Origin of the sequence: Caulobacter vibrioides (assembly GCF_002858865.1) — a bacterium.
Taxonomy (GTDB): domain Bacteria; phylum Pseudomonadota; class Alphaproteobacteria; order Caulobacterales; family Caulobacteraceae; genus Caulobacter; species Caulobacter vibrioides.
This window is the reverse complement of record NZ_PJRR01000007.1, coordinates 57,711-76,247: the sequence shown is the minus strand read 5'-3', so window position 1 is coordinate 76,247 and position 18,537 is coordinate 57,711. Positions and strand designations below refer to the sequence as shown.

The following is an 18,537-nucleotide window of genomic DNA, read 5'->3' as shown; positions in this document are numbered from 1 at the left end:
CGCCTATTTGTCCGACAATATAGTTTCCAGATCGCCGTTCGCCGACAACAGGAGCCCGCGATGACCTAGTGGTTGTCGCGCGGCAGGCCCTTGGTCTGGGCGATGCGCTGGTACTTCACCGCCGGTTCAAGCACGGCGCCCGTATCCATCTGGCCGACGACGGCGCGCTGGATTTCCTGCCAAGGCGTCTGGCTTTCGGGATACGCATAGCCGCCCGCAGCTTCCAAGGCCCTGCGACGCTCGACGACTTCTGAGGCGGAGACCAGGACGTCCACCCGGGACTTGCGCAGATCAAAGCGAACGCGGTCGCCAGTTTTAAGCAGCGCCAGGCCGCCGCCCGCCGCCGCTTCCGGCGAGGCGTTGAGGATCGATGGTGATCCAGACGTGCCCGACTGACGCCCGTCGCCGATACAGGGAAGCTGATGAATCCCCTGTTTGATCAAGTAGTTCGGCGCACGCATGTTCACGACCTCGGCCGAGCCTGGATAGCCGATCGGACCCGCGCCACGCATGAACAGGATCGAGTACGCCGTGATCCCGAGCGCCGGGTCATCGATCCGGTGATGGTAGTCCTCGGGCCCATCGAAAACGATCGCATTCCCCTCGAAAGCGTCGGGATCGTCGGGGTTCGAAAGGTAGCGCGCGCGAAACTCTTCGCTGATCACGCTGGTCTTCATGATCGCGGAGTTGAAGAGATTGCCCCGCATGATCGCGAAACCGGCGTGTTCAACGAGCGGGCGCGCAAACGGACGGATGACGTCTTCATCCTCGATGACAGCGCCGCGATATTGCTCGCCGATGCTCTGACCGGAGACCGCACGGGCGTCTTGGTGGATGAGGCCCTGTTCGATCAACTGCCCGAACACGGCCGGAACACCGCCGGCGCGATAGTAGTCTTCGCCGAGATACTCGCCGGCGGGCTGAAGATTGACCAGCAGCGGCACGTCCTTGCCCGCCGTCTCCCAGTCCTCGAGCGTCAGGTCCACGTCCATGTGGCGGGCGAGCGCGTTGAGGTGGATCGGCGCGTTGGTCGAGCCGCCGATCGCGGAGTTGACGACGATGGCGTTCAAGAACGCCTCGCGGGTCAGGATGTCCGAGGGCTTGAGGTCTTCGGCCACCATTTCGACGATCCGAAGACCGGTGCGGTAGGCGTTCTCCTGGCGGTCGCGATACGGCGCCGGGATCGCGGCGGAGCCGGGCAGCGACATGCCGAGAGCCTCCGTCAACGAGTTCATCGTCGTGGCCGTGCCCATGGTGTTGCAATAGCCGGTCGAGGGCGCGGAACTGGCCACGAGCTTGATGAAACCGGCGTTGTCGATCTCGCCGGCGGCCAGCATCTCGCGCGCCTTCCAGACGATCGTCCCCGACCCGGTGCGCTTGCCCTTGTGCCAGCCGTTCAGCATTGGACCGACGGACAGCGCAATCGCGGGAATGTTGACCGTCGCCGCCGCCATCAGGCAGGCGGGCGTGGTCTTGTCGCAGCCGATGGTCAGCACCACGCCATCCAGCGGATAGCCGTACAACAGCTCGACAAGGCCCAGATACGACAGGTTGCGATCAAGGCCCGCCGTGGGCCGCTTGCCGGTCTCCTGGATGGGGTGAACCGGAAACTCCAGCGCGATGCCGCCGGCGCTGCGGATCCCCTCGCGCACGCGCTCGGCCAGCACCAGGTGATGCCGGTTGCACGGCGAGAGATCAGAGCCCGTCTGGGCGATACCGATGATCGGCTTGCCCGACTGCAGCTCCTCAAGGGTCAGGCCGAAGTTCAGGTAGCGCTCCAGATAAAGCGCCGTCATGTCGATATTGTCCGGATTGTCGAACCAGGCCCGCGAACGGAGCGCGCGGCGGGGGACGTTAGGGACGCTCATGACAACCCTTGAGGAGCAGAAACCGGCGGTCGCGCGCCGGAGAAGGACCCGGCATGGCCGCGTCGGCTCACCACCGCCTCGCTTATCGCATTTGTCTGACTATACCCGACACCCTAGAGCGTCAATGCGGGGGCTGCGCCTTTTGGGCGCGCGAGATTGCCCCACGCCTTTAGGCCTTCATCGACGCGCGCGTATCGTCCAGGGCCAGAGTCACGAGCCGCTCCATCGCCTCACGCGCCTGATCCTCGCGTCCGGCGGCGATAGCGTCGAACACCTTCCAGTGATCGGGGACGGGATCGCGCGCGAGATTGCGCGAGCGCTGCTTGAAAATCGTGGTCCAGCGCACCGCAGCGCCGATGCTGCTGCTGAGGGTGTAGAGCGGTCCGTTCGCCGTCGCTTCCAGCACCGCGTCGTGGAAATCGCGATCGGCCGCCTGCCCCGCTTCGGTGGCGAGCGTCTCGTGCTGCATCACGACCAGCGCCGCGCGCATGCGTTCCAGTTGCCCCTGGTCGCGACGCTTCGCCGCCAAGGCCGCAGCGGCGGGCTCGACGATCATGCGCAGCTCATAAAGCTCCTGCAGAAAGGACTCGCTCGGCTCGGACTCGAAAAACCAGGACAAGACCTCCGGGTCCAGCAGCCGCCAGCGCGCGCGAGGGCTGACGCGGGTTCCGGTCTTCGGCCGACTCTCCACCAGACCCTTGGCGGCCAGAATTCGGATGGCCTCGCGATAAGCGCTGCGCGAGACTTGGAGCCTTTCGCTGGCCTCGATCTCGTTGGTCAAAATATCGCCGGGCTGGTGCTTGCCCGAGACGATCGCCGCGCCGAGCGAACGGGCGATCGCTCCATGAAGACGACCGGAGGCCACGTCTTCGCGCTCGATCTCGCCGCCCGCCTCTTCGCCCCTCGCCTTGGCCACCCGCTCGTCGCTCCAGAATGCTCAGCGGGGACCAGCAGGCCCGCGCGACGGGACTCTAGGAAGAGTGCCCCGTCCAGAACAAGGGAATTCGACCAGCCGCCGCCACCCCGGTTTGACACATCAGCTGAGGCCGCTATTTGTCGGACTATTGTTGATCTCGGGAGATCGGGCCGGTGGTGCTTCGATTCGCGCAGCTGAAGACGCCGAAGGGCGAGCGGCGGCTGGTCGCTATCGACAACTCGCGCAGGGCGCGCCGTGTCGAGGTCGCCGATACGCTCTATGAGCTCGCCCAGGTCGCCATACGGGTTGATGCGACGCTTTCCGAGGCGGCTCAGGCACGCCCTCTGGGCGAAGCGGTCGACTTTGACGCCGCGCTCGCTGAGGGCCGCGTTCTGGCGCCCATCGACCATCCGGATCCGGCTCACCTGCTGATGACGGGGACTGGCCTCACTCACCTGGGATCTGCTGAGAGCCGCGACCAGATGCATAAGGCCGCCCTCGCACATCAAGGAGGCGCGGACGAGCCGCTGACAGACTCCCGGCGCATGTTCCTGATGGGCGTCGCCGGCGGCAAACCGCCCGCTGGCGAGAGCGGCGTCCAGCCCGAATGGTTCTACAAGGGCGACGGCTCGCAACTGGTCGCTCCAGGTCACCCCCTGATCTCCCCTGCCTTCGCCGAAGACGGCGGCGAGGAGCCGGAGATCGCCGGCGTGTACATTGTCGGTCCCGACGGTACGCCCTATCGCCTGGGCTATTGCCTCGCCAACGAGTTCTCCGACCATGTCGTGGAACGGGGAAATTATCTCTGGCTGGCGCACTCCAAACTCCGCAACGCCGCGCTCGGTCCGGAACTCCTGACGGGCCGCCTGCCCGAAGAGGTTCATGGCGTGAGCCGGATCATCCGCGATGGTCAGGTGGCCTGGGAGCAGGCCTTCCTGTCGGGCGAAGGCCACATGTCACACGCCTTGGCCAACCTTGAGCACCATCACTTCAAGTACGATCTGTTCCGGCGCCCCGGCGACCTCCATGTCCACTTCTTCGGGACCGGCACGCTCTCCTTCGCCTCCGGTTTCCAAACTCAGGAGGGCGATATCTTCGAGATCGAGGCGACGCCGTTCCACTACCCCGCACGCAACCATCTGGCGCGCGCGCCCGAACGGATGACGACGGTCAAGTCACTTTAAAGCGGTCCGACCGCCAAGAACGACAACAAGGGAGAGAAAGATGACGCTCAAGACCATCGCCCTGTGCGGCGCGACCTTGATGCTCGCCGGCGGGGTCCAGGCGGCCGAGCTCTCGCGGAAGCCCTTCGGCAAGCTCCCATCGGGCGAGGCGGTCGAGGCCCTCACCCTGACCAACGGCGCCGGCGTCAGCGCGACGGTGATCACCTATGGCGCGACCTTGCAGTCACTGATCGCGCCGGGGCGCGATGGCGAGAAGGCGGACATCGCGCTGGGCTTCGCCGACGCCGCTGGCTACGCCAGCAACAACAGCTACTTCGGGGCCAGCGTCGGGCGGTTCGCCAATCGGATCGGCAAGGGTCGCTTCAGCCTCGACGGCAAGACCTACCAACTGGCCCTGAACAACGACGGCGTCGCGGCGCTGCACGGCGGCGTCAAGGGCTTCGACAAGGTGGTCTGGAAGGTGCTGGAGACCAAGGCAGGTCCGGTCGCATCCGTAACGTTCGGCTATGTGAGTCCCGACGGCGAAGAGGGTTATCCGGGCACGCTGACGGTCACGGCGACCTATGCACTCGACGAACAGAACCAGCTGACGATCACCTACGGCGCGACGACCGATAAGCCGACCATCGTCAACCTGACCAACCACGCGCTCTTCAACATGGCCGGCGAAGGCGCTCCCGAAGGCGCGATGGGCAATGTGCTGACCATTCCTGCGGATGGCTACACGCCGGTCGATTCTGAACTGATCCCGACCGGCGCGGTCAGCCCTGTGGCCGGGACCGCCTTTGATTTCCGCAAACCGACGGTGGTCGGGGACCGCATCCGCGATGCGCGCGATCCCCAGTTGGTCATCGGGCGCGGCTACGATCACAACTACGTCTTGAACGGACCGTCGGGTGGCGCTCCGCGACTGGCGGCTCGCCTGTCAGATCCCAAGAGCGGCAGGACCCTGGAAATCCTGTCCACCGAGCCCGGCCTGCAGTTCTACGCCGGCAACTTCATGAACGGCTTGATGGTGGGCAAGAGCGGTAAGATGTACCGCCAGGGCGACGGCATCGCACTGGAGCCGCAGCATTTTCCGGATGCGCCCAACAAGCCGCAATTCGCGTCGACGCGGCTCGATCCTGGCCAGACCTACCGCAACACGATGGTGTTCCGGCTGAGCGTCGACCGCTAGCGCGGTCAGGACCAAGTGCGCGGCTCTTTGAGCGCCTCGTCGATCAGACGCTGCGCCGTCTCCACGCGGCTTTCCCCCGCACGCGGATCAGAGTCCAGCAGGCGCTTGATGCGCGCTTCCCGCGCCTTCGCGCGCCTGGCGTCGGCCAGGCGCTCGTCAATCACCGCCATGCTCAACCGGATGCTGTCGCCTTGGAGGGCGAGTCGTTGTTCGAGCTCGGCGATGGTCTGGCGACTGTGCTTGAGCGCGACAAGGGCCTCGTCGCGCTGATCAATCGCGCGCCGCAGTGCGTTCTGAATCTCACCGAGACGCCCATGCGCGGTGATCGCTCGCACGACCAGGAATGTCGCACCCGCGACAGACAAAAGCCAAAGCAGCTTCACCCACAGGTGTGCCTGGCCAGCGGCGGCGAGACTCTCCATCACCCTACCCTACGAAGCTTGAGGCCCTAGACCCCACCTCGACCGAACCGGACTTCGTTGATCGTCGTCGTCGCGTAGCGCAGGACATCGTTGACCACGCCCGACAGGGTTTCCCCCGTCAGATCATGCTCACGAGCCCAGACATTCACCGCGTGACGCAGGAACGTGGAAGCCACCTCCGAGGCGCTGTCTTCGCGCGCAGCGGCGATCGCCGAGTTCGAGATCAAATCTTGGTTCAGGCTCATGCTCGGCTCCTCCGCGCGGTTGGCAAAACCAACGGCGCGCCATGGCAATCTCGAAAAGGCGGACCCAGCCGGCGGGTGGCCAGGTCCGCAGTCGGTTCACGCGACCACCGCCCCTGGCGTAGTCCGGCGGATCCCGCCTCTGGGAAGGCGCGAACCGTTTCGTCTCCACAAGGCGCGACGCGGTCGACGCCTGCAGAGTGTTCGAGATGCCGCCGTCTGGATGTGAGGATTTGCACAGCCCGCCGATCCGGCGCCGGAAATGCGCCTAGATCACACGGGTCAGGCTGAAGATCGGCGTCGCGGGAAACCCCTTGCGCCCTTGGGTGCGCCCCACATAGCCACAGCGGACCTTGTCGCCATGGAAGGTCGCCAAGGCCCCCGCCAACGCCTCGCTGACATAGACCGAGCCCGGCGCGACATCAGGCTCTATCCTGGCGGCCACCACCACGTGAGCGCCCATGACTGCGGGCGTCTTTGTCAGGGGATTGGTGCGCAGGTGCACGGGTCCATAATGGCCGCCGATACGCAGCCCAAGACTTCGAGGCAGTCCCAAGGCTCGCAGGTCCTGCGCCCGATGCGCCTCCAGAAGCGCCAGCGCCGCCAAGGCGGCGTCGATCGGTTCATCGAACACCAGGAACAGGCCATCGCCCCATGTCTCGACATGAACCGGTGGAGCGGCAAGCGCCTCGATCGCCCGCGCCAGGGTCCCCATTACCCCATCTACGAAGACAGGAATCTGATCGTCGCGCAGCGCGCCGAATCCCTGGATGTCGGCGAACAACATCGCCTTCATCGCGCGACGGGGGTCGGTCGCATCGCCCGTAGTCCGGGGCTTAGGCGCCGGTCGCTCGATCGGGATGACGGCGCGGTGACGCCCGCTCCGCGACCAATAGCTCAAGTCTGCATGCACCCCGGCCGGTCCCGCGCCCGTATGGCCGTCCCAGATCGCCAGTTGCACGGCTTTGGTCGAGAGCGTCTGGGCGCGCAGGACTGCGCAACCCATGGCGAACTGGCTCGAATAGGCGAAGACCTGTTCATCGCCGCGATAGGGATCCGCAGACGCGTATCGCACTGAGGTGGCTCCAGACAGACACCGCTCGAAACGCTTCACCCAGGCCTCGCCGAAAGGCGCGACCGACACCGCGATGAACGACTCGCGTTCGACGGGCAGCACGACGTGGAGCTCAGCGCCCGCGGCCAGTAGCGCCTCGGCGAAAATGATGTCCGCGCCCGCCGCCAATCCTCCATAGCCAAAGCCGACCTTTTCAGCTGCGAGCAGTTCATCAACACCCTGGCGCAGCGCCGGGCCGCGCAACGCCACGCCCGTCATGTCGAGAATGTGCCCCGTGAAGTGGGCGCAAGCCGGCGCACGAAAGGGCTCGAGCCAAGCGGTGTCCGCGCCGACTTCGCGACACAGCATGTCGAACTGCCGCAGCGTTGAGGCATGCGCCGCATAGGCCGTCGGCGCGAGCGCAATGGCTTGGACCATGGCGTTACCGGCCGCATCCAGATCACCGGTCAAGAAAAACGCTTCGGCGCGGCTCGCTGCGTCGTAATAGGCCCCCTCACCGGTCAGACCCGCCGGCGGGGGCATCGCCAAGGCCGCCCTCGCCCGCTCTGCGGCGCTCAACGCGTCGCCGGCGACGCGCGTCATGGTCGCGGCGTTGATCGCCCCGTAGATGCCGCCAAACAGTCGAAACAGCTTCTCGTACTGACAGATCGACGCCTTGGCGAACGCCGCACGCCGAGCCCCCCGGGTCGCCAGCGCGACATCCTTGAGCAGGCGTGCGCCAAGCGCGACCGCGTCATGGTTGTCGGCATGGCCCAACCCAAGCCGCGCATATTCCAACCGCGCGAAATCGAGAGCGCCTGCCCGCGCGAGGCATAACACGGCGAAATAGGCGGCTTCGTCGCCGCCTTCCCCGGTCTCCAGCGCGGCGCGGGCGATGTCGTAGGCCGCGAGAACCTCGCCTCGCCCAATGAGGGCGACCACATGCTCGCGGTCAAACATCAGCCGGGATCAGGGAATGCGGCCCGCGCCGTTTTCGATGTCCGGATCAAGGTCGATCTTCTGACCGCGCGAGTCCATCATCAGAAGGCTATAGGTGTACTCGCCCATCCGCTGATCCTCATAGATGATCTTGAAACGGGAACGCGGCGCCGGATCGCCGCCGTCGATCGAGTAAGGCACCCAGACATAGCTCGAGAAGTTCACGCCGAAATCGCGGTGGATTTCGATCGGTCGCCGCTGAAACGACCAGCCCGCATTGATGAGCTGATCGCTCAGCGTAAACACCAGTTCGCAGCGCTCGGTCAGATCCAGAAACAGGCGCCTAGGCCGTCGCGGATCCACAAAGTTCATGAAGCAGTAGTTCTCGTCCAGACCAATGACGAGCTCGACAACTTTTCCGGGTGTTGGTTCGGTCATTTCAGCACTCCCGATTGAGGGGGCCCACCTGCGGGCGACTCTCGCCAAAACGCAACAAATCCCGGGTGCGCGTATCCCTCTTGTTTGAGATCGCGCACAATCCGCGCGGCCGTCTCGCGTTCGCCGACCGCCGCATAAGCGCGCGCCAGAACATCCAGGCTAGCCGGCGGCAAGGCATTGCGGCGTGGCGAAAGGGCCTTGATGGCTGCGCTGGGCTTTCCGTCGACCAATTGGGCCAAGCCGAGAAGATCAGTGCGACCAAACGCTGTCTCGCGGTCCACCTTCGACGTCTCCAAGGCCTCGACAAGGCTCTTGGCCGCCCTCTTGGCGGTCGCGACATCGCCCACGCTCAGGGCCAGAACAACCGCCTGTCGGGCCAAGCGTCCGTCAAGGTCGGGACGCCAGCTCCCACCCTCCTGGCCTTTTCGCGTCCGCGCCAGATTCGCGAGCGCCGCAGCATGCAGCGACCTGGCCTGGACCGGTTGACCAGACCAGATCGCGAAGTCGATGAGGTCCAGCTCCCCGATCAGAACATACTCCCGCCAGCGCGTGTTGGTGGGGTCCAGAGCCGCCAACTCCCGCAAACGGTTCATCGCGGCCTTTGACCGGCTTCGCGCCTCTGCGACGCGACCCAAGTCGAGTTCAAGCCGGGCCAGACCTAGCTGCGTGGCGACGCTTTTGGCCGCCAGTCTCTGGTCTGTCGGGAAGGCCGCCTCGCCCTTCGCCAGCAGCTCGGCTGCGGCCTTGCGTTCGGTGAACGCTTCGCGCGGCTTGGCCATCAGGAGAAGGCAGTCGGCCACCCAAGCCCGCGCGTTCGCTGAGTCCATAAGTCGCTGCTTGTCGGTCGGAGCCCTGAGACGCTCAGCTTCGAGGATGCTGAACGCAGCGCGGAACGACGCCAGCGCCTCACTGGCGCGTCCCTCTTCAAAGAGCAGCGTGCCGAGGTTGTTTTTGGCGTAGGCCACCTCGATGCGCCAATCCGCGCGATTGGGATCGATCACGACGAGGCGCTGAGCAAGCTCGGCATAGCGTTTGAATCCACGCTCGGCTTGCGCGATCTCGCCCCGACGCCATTCCATATAGGCGAGCCAGAACACGTTCTGGGCTTCGTCAAAGACCCGATCGCCATCATTGGGAGACCGCTCCACCAGGGCGTGCGTGGTCGCGGCGGCTTGGGCGAAGGCGTCCTGCGCGCCCTCCAGATCTCCGCGCTGCTCACGGATCGTGCCCAGGAGGGTTTGCGCCTTGGCCCGCTGAGCCAACGCCTTGTCGTCGAGCTGATCGCTTTGCGCCTTGGCGTAGTACGCCAGAACCTTGGCGCTCACGCCGTCGAGGAGGTCGAGCCGACCGACGGGCTCCAATTGCTCACGGAGGTCTCCCAGCATGTAGGCGACAAGCGCCTCGGTCTCGTCGCGTTGCTCACGCGCGATCTGGCGCGACTTCAAGGTCACGACGGTCATCGCCCCCATGCCGACAGTGATCGCCAAAGCAACGCCGCTCACCGCTGTCATCAGACGTAGCCTCCGACGCGCGTCACGCTGCACCAGCCGATCAAGGCTGACCCCCAACAGCCGCGCGGCGATCTTCAACTTCGCCAGCCTGCGGCCGTCAGCGTCCTGCCGCAGATCCACGGCCAGCGGTTCGACGCCCTCGGGAAGCGCCGCTCGCAAAGCCGGGGGCAGGAGCTCCATCAGGGGGAGGCCTTCGGGCGCGCCGGGCGCGATGACGCTGATCACGTGATCCGCGCCCCTCAGCGTCAGGAAATGGGCGACTTCCTTGTCCACCCAACGGGAAGTCGCAGCGTGGGACGAGCACAGGATGATGAGGGTGTCGGAACGATCCAAGGCGTCGCGGATCGCCTCGCTCAGATCGGCCGCCGCCGATAACTCGTCGCGGTCCCGAAAGATCGGCTTAAGGGCGTTCCCGGACGCCTCGCCGAGCCCGGCCCGCAGACCGGCGGGCGGCCGATAGCTCTCCAGGGACCGATGAAGCCATTCCGCAGCTTTGCGGTCGTGATGACTATAGCTGATAAAGGCCTTGTAGCGTTGTCGGCTATTCATCATCGCCCCCAGATCGACAGCGCAGGAGCGTACCAGATGACTGTGATTCCTCCGTCGGCTCAGCGCGTCGGAACCCATACGCCGAACGGGGGGACGCCTGAAGACTATCGGACCAACAAGCTCTTTCGATACATGAGCCGCGACGAAGTCGAGGCACTGGGGTCGCGCCTCGAGCAGCTGCGGTTCGGCAAGGGCGAGATGATCGTCCAGCGCCGCGACCAGGATGAAGGGATCTATCTCCTCCTGGAGGGCGCGCTCCTGGCCAACCAGTACGCGCGTTCAGGCCGTGAAGTCGGCTATCGGCGACTGAGTCCCGGGGCCTATTTTGGCGAGATCTCGGCCATCGATGGCCTGCCCCGATCCGTCAATATCGTCGCGGTGGAGGACGTTCGTCTCGTGCGCCTGCCGCCGCGCCTGATCCGGGAGTTGTTCGAGACCTCGCCACGCTTCATGCGCGCCTTGCTTGAGGACATGGCTGCGCTGACCCGGTCCTTGACGGACCGCCTGTTCGAACTGACAGCGGTCTCGGTCGCTTGTCGCGTGGACATCGAACTGCTGCGCATGGCCTCCATCGCCAGCGAAGATGGACGGACGGCGATCATCCACCCCTGCCCCACGCATGCCGAACTCGCCGTTCTCGTGGGCAGCCAACGCGAACCTGTGACCCGCGAACTCAATCGCCTGGCGGGCCTCAAGATCGTCCGCCAAACCGGCCGCTCGCTTCATGTCCTCGACATGGACGCGCTGGCCCAGGAGGTCGAGCGGATCGGCGGGGAGCTTTAGACAGCCTTGGCGTGGCGGGTGACCGTGGCGGGCAGACGGTCATCGAACGCGGCCGCGACCACGCGCATCAGGCGACGCGCGTCTTCAGGGATGGTGACGACGGCGCCGTCAAGCACGCAGAGGCCGGCCACCTCGATCGCCGCCAGACTAGCGAGACTTCCCGCCAGATGGTCGGTCGAGAAGCCATGCGCCTCGCAGATGGCTGCAACGTCGACCGTCATGTCGCACATCAGTCGCTCGATCACGGCCGCGCGCAGACGGTCCTCATCACTGAACGCCAGGGCGCGCCCCAGCGGCAACTCATCTCGGGCGATCCTCGCCGCCCAAGCGTCGGTCGGGGTCAGGTTCTGGACAAAGCCCTCACGGAACTGGCCGATCGAGGACGGGCCGATGGGAACCAGCACTGGCGCAGGATCATCGGTGTAGCCTTGGAAGTTGCGCCGCAGCCGCCCTTCCGCCGCGGCTCGGCTGAGGGAGTCATCGGGCAAGGCATAGTGATCGAGGCCGATCCGGACATAGCCCGCCTCGGTCAAAGCCGCATCCGCCGCGTCCGCCTGCGCCCACCGGCCGTCGATATCGGCCAGATCCGTCTCCTGGATCATCGTCTGGTGCTTCTTCATCCACGGCACGTGGGCGTAGCCGAAGACGGCGATCCGATCCGGGCGCAACGCGACGGCTGTTTTCGCCGAAGCATAGACATTCTCGACGGTCTGCCCCGGCAGTCCGTACATCAGGTCGAAGTTCAAGCCGCCAACCCCGACAGCGCGGAGACGCTCGACAGCCGCAGCAACCTGCTCGAAAGGCTGAACGCGGTTGACCAGCGCCTGGACGGTCGGGTCGAAGGTTTGCACGCCGAGGCTCACGCGGGTGACACCCGCCTCGCCGGTCGCGTCGACAAACGCGTCTGAGAGCATGCCGGGGTCAAGCTCGGCGGCGATCTCCGCACCGGGTCGAACTCGGAACGCCGTCTTCAGCTGGGCCACCAGGCGCTTGAAGTCCGAGGGACTGAGGGCGTTCGGGCTGCCGCCGCCGAAGTGGAGATGCGCCAGCCCGTCGTGTTCTCCCAGCCGCCGGGCCGTCAGATCGATCTCGCGCGCCAGAACATCGGCGTAGGTCCCGACCCGTTCATAGGTATGGGCGATCGAGGTGTGGCAGCCGCAATACCAGCAAAGCCGACGGCAAAACGGCACGTGGACATAGACCGACAGGTGATCCTCCGACCGCGTCTTGGCGAACCAGTCCGGCGCCTGCGTCACTTGCGCGGCGTCGAAGGCGACGGCCGTAGGATAGCTGGTATAGCGCGGCAGGTTGCGCTCGGCGTGCGCCCGTTGGACGGACGAAAGAACGGTCTGGGTCATCATCTGGCGGGCTGCTCTGCGGGCGATTGTGGTCCGGGGCGTCGATGCTAGTGCGCTGCGATGGCGGTGCGGCCGCCACGGCGCCGCTCGCGCTCAGCCTGGCTGAAGCTCTCGCCGATCGGGTTGTCGATCATGGGGTCGGGCCGGGCCAGTTGCGCCAAGCCTTCGGGCTCGCGAAGCGTCACCGTGGAGCCGTCGATCTCGACCCCATGCGGCCCGAGACTCGCGAAGGCCCGCGAAAGGTTCTCAGGCGTCATCCCAAGCAGCGAGGCCAAAACTCGTTTGCGGCAAGGCAGCTTCACCGCCGCTCCACCGCCCTGCCTTTGATGCTGCGCCAGGAGATAGCTGACCAGACGCTCCCGAGCGGTGCGGAGCTTGTTGTTCTTCAGGGAGCGAACCGCTCCGCTGAAGCAGCCGGCGAGCTCTTCCGCCACCGCTCGCCCCAGCCCGGCGTCCTCTTCAAGCGCCTGCCTGAAGGCGTCTCCCGGCACCATGAGGATCAAGCTGCCCTTGGTGGTTCTGGCCGTCATGAGGCTGGGGCCGTCCAGAACGATCGAAGCCAGGCATAGCGAGGCGCTGGGCCACAGCAGGGCCAAGGTGGACTCTCGATCGCTGGAGCTTCCTTCCAGTTCGATCGCTCCCTCAAGCAGGACGAACAGAAAGTTGTCCGGCTGCCCCTGGGTTGTCAGCTGAGAGCCACGCGGAAAACGCTGAAGAAAGGCGCCGCGCATCAGCCGATCGAAAACCCCGTCGTTCACGGCTTCGAAAAGCGGCAACGCCCGAATGCGAAGGAGATCAGGGGCTTCTAAGGACATGAGGTGGCGCTCCCCAGCTTCATATCCCCTTCATGCGCGGTTCCTGGCCGCGCGACCTTGACGCTGATCAATCGCCGCCACGATCTCCGTCACGTCTGGTCCTGGCCGCACAAAGAAAAGCTCCCCGCCGGCGAACGACGGGGAGCCAGAGGACGGACGACCGGGGACGTCCGCCGGGGGGTTAGAATTTGCGCGACAGGCCGATCGAAGCGACGACCGGATCGAGGTCGACCTTGGCCTTCAGCGCGCCGCCGTTGATCTTGGCGTCGGTGCTGAAATAGACCTTCTTGACGTCGGCGTTCACCAGCCAGCTGTTCTTCATCTTGATGTTCACCCCGGCCTGCAGCGCATAGCCGACGCCGTCATCCACCTTCACGGTGAAGCCGTTCTTGTTCTTGCCGCTGTAGAACAGCATGTAGTTCAGGCCCGCGCCGACATAGGGGCTGACCTGCGAGGCCGGCAGCGGGTGGTATTGCAGCGTCACGACCGGCGGCAGCACCCAGGTCTTGTGGACCAGCACGTCAGTGCCCGGGCCTTGAGCGCGGATGTTGTGCTGCGTGGTGCCCAGGATCGCCTCGACGGCGACCTTGTCGGTCAGGAAGTAGGTGAAGCCGAGCGTCGGCTTGATGTCATTGCCGACATGCGCCTTGAGGCCCGAACTGGCGCCGGCGGCGGTCAGGATGGCGGCGTCCTTGGCCGGCGCGACCTGCGTCAGGCGCGCGTGGACGATCAGGTCGCCCTTGGCGTTCGGCGTGAAGTCTTGAGCCTGGGCGGCGCCGGCGGCGAGCGCGCCAAAGGCGACGAGCGAAAGAGCGAGCTTCTTCATGGTCTATCCCCAATTCCCGCGACGTCTTGTTTCTTGTCGCGAGGGGAATGTGGACGACTTGCCCGCCTCAGTATTTGACCTGTGTCAGACTGGAAAGCCGCAGAAGCACCTGCGGTTCCTTAAGTATAGCTCACCTTTCGCTGGCGGGTGGCTTGTCGTCGAGATGGTCATAAAGGATCCGCTCGGCGTCCCCCTTGGGGTCATCGTACTGACCCGCCTTCATCGTCCAGAAGAAGGCCAGCAAGCCCAGTGCGCCCAGGCCGATTGAGGCCGGCGCCAGGAAAAGGACGATGTTCATCGGTTGAAACTCCGAAGACGCGGACGCGCCGCGTTGAGCAACACCACAATCGACGAGCCCGACATCGCCAGGGCCGCCACGAACGGATTGACCAGTCCGAACATCGCCGCCGGCGTGGCGACGAGATTATAGAGCGCCGAGAAACCGAAGTTCTCCAGCGCCCGTCGGCGCGCCTCCCGGGCGGTCTCGATCGACTCGACGACGGCGCCGAGTTCATCTCCCGTGAAGACGAGATCGGCGGCGTTCTGAGCCGCATCCACCGCCGCGCCCGGCGCCATCGAGGCGTGCGCTTTGGACAGGGCGGCGGCGTCGTTGAGGCCATCTCCCACCATCAGCACCTTTCGGCCCTGCGCCTTCAACGCATCGATCGCCGCCGCCTTCTCGACGGGCATGAGGCCCGCGCGCCAATCGCTGACCCCGACCTCGCGCGCCACGTCGCGGACCGGACCCTCGACGTCGCCCGACAGGATCTCAACAGACAGGCCCAGCGCCCGAAGCTTGGTGATCGTATCCCGGGCGTCGGCTCTTGGACGGTCCTCGAAAGCGAAGCGGATCTTCACGTTGTTCTCGAAGCCGAACCACAGCTCGGTCTCCCGAACATCGCCCGCCTGGACGCCGACAAAGGCGGCGCGCCCCAGGCGAGCGCGGCGACCGTCGATCACGCCCTCCACGCCCTGCCCAGCCGTCTCGACGCAGTCCTGCGCCACAGGACCCGCGCCGGCTTCGGCCGCCAGGGCGCGCGCCAGCGGGTGCCGCGAGGCGCGGGCCAGCGGCGCGGCCTGCGCCACCAGATGGGCGGGCGCGTCGATAAGCGCCGGACGCCCTTGCGTCAGCACCCCGGTCTTGTCGAAGACAACGTGATCGGCCTCGGCCAGACGCTCCAGAGCCGCCCCGGACTTGACCAGAACGCCTCTGCGAAACAGCCGGCTGCTGGCCGCGATCTGGACCGCCGGCACCGCCAGGCCCAGGGCGCACGGGCAAGTCACGATCAGCACCGCTGCGGCGCGGAGCAGCGCCTCGCGCGGCCCCAGCCCCAGCGCCCAACCGCCCACGAAGGTCAGCGCCGCCGCCGTGTGGACTACGGGGACATAGAGCGCGGCGGCCTTGTCGGCGAGCCGCACATAGGTCGAGCGCGCCTGGGCGCCGGCTTCCATCAGTCGGGCAATGGCGGCGAGCGTGGAGTCCTCGCTACGCGCAGTGGCCCGCATAACCAGTCGACCCGACAGGTTCAGCGCGCCGGCATGCAGTCGGGCCCCGGCGGCGACGGGCGCCAGCGCCGTCTCGCCGGTGATCAGGGCGTTATCCAGTTCGGAAGCGCCCTGCTCGACCAGACCGTCGACCGGGATGCGCTCGCCGGGCGTAACCGCCAGCAGGTCGCCCACGCGGATGTCCGCGACGGGAACGCCTTGCTCGACGCCATCGGTAAGACGCATGGCGATCGGCGCCTGCAGCGCCAGCAGATCCCGCGCCGCCGAACGCGCTCCGGCCCGCAGACGGTGGTCCAGGTAGCGGCCGATCAGCAGCAGGAACAGCAGCGTCACCGCCGCGTCGAAATAGGCATGCTTCCCGCCCAGAAGGGTCTCGGAGAAGCTGACGATCAGGGTCAGGATCACCCCGATCGAGATCGGCACGTCCATATTGGCCTTGCCGCGCCGCAGCGAGGCCCAGGCCGAGCGGAAGAACGGGCGGCCGGCGAACAGTGCGCAGGGCGTGGCGACGATCGCCGCCATCCAGTACATCAGGGTCAGCGTGGCCGGGGTCAGTTCCTGTCCGAACAGGCCAGCCCAGGCCGGCACGGTGAACATCATGACGTTGCCGGCGCCGAAACCCGCGACGCCGAGGGCGAGGGCCAGTTCCTTGCCTTCCTTATCCTGCGCCGCCTCAGCCTCGGCCGGGTCGAACAGGCAGGCGCGATAGCCGAGGTCCTCGACGGTTTCCAGCACCCGCCCCGGATCAGAGATCTTGCCGGCCAGCTCGACCGACAGCTTGCCGGTCGTCAGGTTCAGCCTCGCCGCCTCCACGCCCGGAAGGGCGCGCACCGCCTTTTCGATCTTGCTGATGCAGCCGGCGCAGCGCGCGCCGCGCACGAGCAGTTCGAAGCGCCCTCGCCCGGCGTCGTCGCGCCGAACGAAGGCCTCCAGGTCACGATGCAGGGCGAGGCTGTGGCTCATTTCGACACCAGGCGGGCTTCCAGCTCGAACGCGTTCTGGGCGTCGCGCGCCGTCGCGCGCAGATCCCAGGCGCCGTCCAGACGGGCCGTGGCCCGATAGCGGCCGTCGCCGAGCGGCTTGAAGTTGAGGGTCTGCTTGCCGACCTCGGTGGCCGGACGCGCGAGCGACCCCGTCAGCGAGAGGCGATCCAGCGGCCGTCCCCCGCGGTCACGCACACGAATGACCACCGCGTCGCCGTCCACGGTCTCCACCGCCGCCGCCCAACCGAGGGCCGCCTCGCGCTCCCGCTGGGCCAAGGTCTTGTTGAACGCCAGACCCGCTTCATAGGGGTTGGAAGCGACCTGGCCGGAGAAGGTCCGGTAGGCCAGCACCATGAACACCACGTCCACCGCGATGATCAGGGCGAAGAAGGTGACCACGCCGATCAGCACATGCCAGCCGGTGATCTGGCCCTTGCGTGAGGTCGCGGTCGTGACGGATTGCGCGGCGATCGTCATTGCGGGTTCGCAGCTCCAGAGAGGAAGACGGTCTTGGACTGGGTGATGATGTCGCCGGACTTGGCGATGAACCGGGCCGGTACGCTGCTGGCGAGATCGGCGTCCGCCGGCGCGGTGACAAAGACCCGGGCCGAGACCACCTGGTCGGCGGGCACGATCAGGGTCACCCGCTGGGCGGTCTGTCCGGGCTGGCTCAGCCGCGCGCCGGCCACGCCGTCGAACGTGACGTCAAAGCGGCGCTCGGCGAAGGTCCGGTTGGTGATCTTGAGGGTGTAGCCGTCGCGCACGGCGCCGTCGTGCATGCGCACGAAGGTCGGATTGCGGTCACGGATGACGTGAAGGTCCGCCTTCGGTCGCGTGACCAAGGACCACAGGGTCAGGCCGCCGACGAGGGCGAGGGCTACGGCGTAATAGACCGTGCGCGAGCGGACGGGCTTGTAGACCGCCTTCTGACCACAGGTGCGCGCTGCGACCGCCGCGTCGGTGTCATAGGCGATCAGGCCCGTGGGCCGGCCCAGCTTGCCGAGGATGTCGTCGCAGGCGTCGACGCAGAGGCCGCAGTTGATGCACTCCAACTGAGAACCGTCGCGGATGTCGATGCCCATCGGGCAGACCACGACGCACTGGCGGCAGTCGATGCAGTCGCCGCGATCTTCCCAGCTCTGGCCCTTCTTATGAGCGCCGCGCGGCTCACCGCGCTCACGCAGATAGGTCACCTGCAGCGAGTGCTGGTCCAGCATCGCGCCCTGGATCCGGGGCCAGGGACACATGTAGGTGCAGACCTGCTCGCGCATCCAGCCGGCGAAGATGTAGGTCGTCGCCGTCAGCAGCGCGCAGGATACATAGGCCGTGGCGGGCGCCTGGCCGATCCAGAACGTGCGGATCAGGGTCGGCGCGTCATGGAAGTAGAAAATCCAGGCCCCGCCGGTGCCGAAGGCGATGCCCAGCCAGGTCAGGTGCTTGCCGGTCTTGCGCCAGATTTTGTCGAAGGACAGGGGCGCGGCGTCCAGGCGCATCCGGGCGTTACGGTCACCCTCGAAAAGCCGTTCGACGACGATATAGAGGTCGGTCCAGACGGTCTGCGGACAGGCGTAGCCGCACCACAGACGACCGAACAGCGCCGTCGTGAGGAACAGCGCCAGCGCTGCGGCGATCAAGACTCCGGTGAAGAGATAGACTTCCTGGGGCCACAGCTGGATGTCGAAGAAGTAGAAGCGCCGGCCGGTGAAATCGACCAGCGCCGCCTGCTGCGGGAAGCCTTCCGGCCGCCCCCAGCGGATCCAGGGCGTGATGTAGTAGACGCTTAAGGTAGCGATCAGGAGCGCCCACTTCACCATCCGCCACTTGCCGTGGACAAGCTTGGGATAGATCGGCTGGCGTGGCTTGTAGAGGCCACCCTTGGCGTCGCCCTTGCCCTTGGCCCGCTCGGCGGCGGAGACCGCCGAGCGATTGTCGGGCTTGGGCGTCTTGTCGATGAGCGTGGGCATGG

Annotated in this window: 17 protein-coding genes; 3 read left to right on the top strand and 14 right to left on the bottom strand. The window is 66.2% G+C overall.

What is annotated here, in order from left to right:
• Window positions 1-65: 65 nt before the first annotated feature.
• Together CVUC_RS03475 and CVUC_RS03470 are read right to left on the bottom strand one after the other, a co-directional pair.
• The gene (locus CVUC_RS03475) at window positions 66-1,868 is read right to left on the bottom strand and encodes an IlvD/Edd family dehydratase (RefSeq protein WP_010919297.1); all 1,803 of its coding nucleotides are present in this window, start codon (window positions 1,866-1,868) and stop codon (window positions 66-68) included.
• Between the two features lie 169 nt (window positions 1,869-2,037).
• Window positions 2,038-2,784, bottom strand: coding sequence for a FadR/GntR family transcriptional regulator (locus CVUC_RS03470; protein ID WP_010919296.1), 747 nt, complete (start codon window positions 2,782-2,784; stop codon window positions 2,038-2,040).
• A 173-nt stretch (window positions 2,785-2,957) separates the two neighbouring features.
• On the opposite strand from CVUC_RS03470, the gene araD1 reads away from it, so the two are divergent.
• Window positions 2,958-3,968 carry an AraD1 family protein gene (gene araD1, locus CVUC_RS03465; RefSeq protein ID WP_096033070.1) on the top strand — a complete coding sequence of 337 codons (1,011 nt, stop codon included), beginning with the start codon at window positions 2,958-2,960 and terminating at the stop codon, window positions 3,966-3,968.
• A gap of 40 nt (window positions 3,969-4,008) precedes the next feature.
• Window positions 4,009-5,145, top strand: coding sequence for an aldose epimerase family protein (locus CVUC_RS03460; protein ID WP_010919294.1), 1,137 nt, complete (start codon window positions 4,009-4,011; stop codon window positions 5,143-5,145).
• Between the two features lie 5 nt (window positions 5,146-5,150).
• Here CVUC_RS03460 and CVUC_RS03455 read toward each other — a convergent pair whose 3' ends face one another.
• The 5 genes from CVUC_RS03455 to CVUC_RS03435 all read right to left on the bottom strand — a co-directional run bounded on the left by CVUC_RS03455 (window position 5,151) and on the right by CVUC_RS03435 (window position 10,300).
• Window positions 5,151-5,570 (bottom strand): hypothetical protein, encoded by a 420-nt coding sequence (locus tag CVUC_RS03455; protein WP_012640236.1) that lies wholly within the window; start codon window positions 5,568-5,570, stop codon window positions 5,151-5,153.
• A gap of 23 nt (window positions 5,571-5,593) precedes the next feature.
• On the bottom strand, window positions 5,594-5,812 hold the full coding sequence (locus CVUC_RS03450; RefSeq protein ID WP_024265714.1) for a hypothetical protein: 219 nt from the start codon (window positions 5,810-5,812) through the stop codon (window positions 5,594-5,596).
• A 265-nt stretch (window positions 5,813-6,077) separates the two neighbouring features.
• Entirely contained in the window at window positions 6,078-7,823 is a 1,746-nt protein-coding gene (locus CVUC_RS03445; RefSeq protein WP_096033069.1) for an adenylate/guanylate cyclase domain-containing protein, read from the bottom strand.
• Window positions 7,824-7,832: 9 nt separating this feature from the next.
• Window positions 7,833-8,240: a hypothetical protein gene (locus CVUC_RS03440; protein WP_012640233.1), complete on the bottom strand. Its 408-nt coding sequence runs from the start codon at window positions 8,238-8,240 to the stop codon at window positions 7,833-7,835.
• A complete protein-coding gene (locus CVUC_RS03435) occupies window positions 8,237-10,300 on the bottom strand; it encodes a TIR domain-containing protein (RefSeq protein ID WP_164468109.1) in 2,064 nt (687 codons plus the stop codon). The genes CVUC_RS03440 and CVUC_RS03435 overlap by 4 nt, the downstream gene beginning before the upstream one ends.
• 36 nt (window positions 10,301-10,336) lie before the next feature.
• On the opposite strand from CVUC_RS03435, the gene CVUC_RS03430 reads away from it, so the two are divergent.
• Window positions 10,337-11,083, top strand: a complete 747-nt coding sequence (locus CVUC_RS03430; RefSeq protein ID WP_205685775.1) for a Crp/Fnr family transcriptional regulator — start codon at window positions 10,337-10,339, stop codon at window positions 11,081-11,083.
• Here the strand turns inward: CVUC_RS03430 and hemN are convergent.
• The 7 genes from hemN to ccoG form a co-directional block, all read right to left on the bottom strand.
• Window positions 11,080-12,444, bottom strand: coding sequence for an oxygen-independent coproporphyrinogen III oxidase (gene hemN, locus CVUC_RS03425; protein WP_096033067.1), 1,365 nt, complete (start codon window positions 12,442-12,444; stop codon window positions 11,080-11,082). The genes CVUC_RS03430 and hemN overlap by 4 nt on opposite strands.
• A gap of 44 nt (window positions 12,445-12,488) precedes the next feature.
• The gene (gene ftrB / locus CVUC_RS03420) at window positions 12,489-13,256 is read right to left on the bottom strand and encodes a transcriptional activator FtrB (protein WP_096033066.1); all 768 of its coding nucleotides are present in this window, start codon (window positions 13,254-13,256) and stop codon (window positions 12,489-12,491) included.
• A gap of 181 nt (window positions 13,257-13,437) precedes the next feature.
• Window positions 13,438-14,082, bottom strand: a complete 645-nt coding sequence (locus CVUC_RS03415; protein ID WP_096033065.1) for an OmpW family outer membrane protein — start codon at window positions 14,080-14,082, stop codon at window positions 13,438-13,440.
• Window positions 14,083-14,212: 130 nt separating this feature from the next.
• Entirely contained in the window at window positions 14,213-14,380 is a 168-nt protein-coding gene (ccoS, locus tag CVUC_RS03410) for a cbb3-type cytochrome oxidase assembly protein CcoS (protein WP_010919284.1), read from the bottom strand.
• The gene (locus tag CVUC_RS03405; protein ID WP_096033064.1) at window positions 14,377-16,551 is read right to left on the bottom strand and encodes a heavy metal translocating P-type ATPase; all 2,175 of its coding nucleotides are present in this window, start codon (window positions 16,549-16,551) and stop codon (window positions 14,377-14,379) included. The genes ccoS and CVUC_RS03405 overlap by 4 nt, the downstream gene beginning before the upstream one ends.
• Window positions 16,548-17,048, bottom strand: coding sequence for a FixH family protein (locus CVUC_RS03400; protein WP_096033063.1), 501 nt, complete (start codon window positions 17,046-17,048; stop codon window positions 16,548-16,550). The genes CVUC_RS03405 and CVUC_RS03400 overlap by 4 nt, the downstream gene beginning before the upstream one ends.
• Entirely contained in the window at window positions 17,045-18,535 is a 1,491-nt protein-coding gene (gene ccoG, locus CVUC_RS03395; protein ID WP_096033062.1) for a cytochrome c oxidase accessory protein CcoG, read from the bottom strand. The genes CVUC_RS03400 and ccoG overlap by 4 nt, the downstream gene beginning before the upstream one ends.
• Between the last annotated feature and the right edge of the window lie 2 nt (window positions 18,536-18,537).

Excerpts from the sequence above, each read along its gene's own strand:
- CVUC_RS03475 (WP_010919297.1), bottom strand. The coding sequence starts at position 1,868 with ATGAGCGTCCCTAACGTCCCCCGCCGCGCGCTCCGTTCGCGGGCCTGG.
- CVUC_RS03460 (WP_010919294.1), top strand. The coding sequence starts at position 4,009 with ATGACGCTCAAGACCATCGCCCTGTGCGGCGCGACCTTGATGCTCGCC.
- CVUC_RS03450 (WP_024265714.1), bottom strand. The coding sequence starts at position 5,812 with ATGAGCCTGAACCAAGATTTGATCTCGAACTCGGCGATCGCCGCTGCG.
- CVUC_RS03445 (WP_096033069.1), bottom strand. The coding sequence starts at position 7,823 with ATGTTTGACCGCGAGCATGTGGTCGCCCTCATTGGGCGAGGCGAGGTT.
- CVUC_RS03440 (WP_012640233.1), bottom strand. The coding sequence starts at position 8,240 with ATGACCGAACCAACACCCGGAAAAGTTGTCGAGCTCGTCATTGGTCTG.
- CVUC_RS03435 (WP_164468109.1), bottom strand. The coding sequence starts at position 10,300 with ATGAATAGCCGACAACGCTACAAGGCCTTTATCAGCTATAGTCATCAC.
- CVUC_RS03430 (WP_205685775.1), top strand. The coding sequence starts at position 10,337 with ATGACTGTGATTCCTCCGTCGGCTCAGCGCGTCGGAACCCATACGCCG.
- hemN (WP_096033067.1), bottom strand. The coding sequence starts at position 12,444 with ATGATGACCCAGACCGTTCTTTCGTCCGTCCAACGGGCGCACGCCGAG.
- ftrB (WP_096033066.1), bottom strand. The coding sequence starts at position 13,256 with ATGTCCTTAGAAGCCCCTGATCTCCTTCGCATTCGGGCGTTGCCGCTT.
- CVUC_RS03415 (WP_096033065.1), bottom strand. The coding sequence starts at position 14,082 with ATGAAGAAGCTCGCTCTTTCGCTCGTCGCCTTTGGCGCGCTCGCCGCC.
- ccoS (WP_010919284.1), bottom strand. The coding sequence starts at position 14,380 with ATGAACATCGTCCTTTTCCTGGCGCCGGCCTCAATCGGCCTGGGCGCA.
- CVUC_RS03405 (WP_096033064.1), bottom strand. The coding sequence starts at position 16,551 with ATGAGCCACAGCCTCGCCCTGCATCGTGACCTGGAGGCCTTCGTTCGG.
- CVUC_RS03400 (WP_096033063.1), bottom strand. The coding sequence starts at position 17,048 with ATGACGATCGCCGCGCAATCCGTCACGACCGCGACCTCACGCAAGGGC.
- ccoG (WP_096033062.1), bottom strand. The coding sequence starts at position 18,535 with ATGCCCACGCTCATCGACAAGACGCCCAAGCCCGACAATCGCTCGGCG.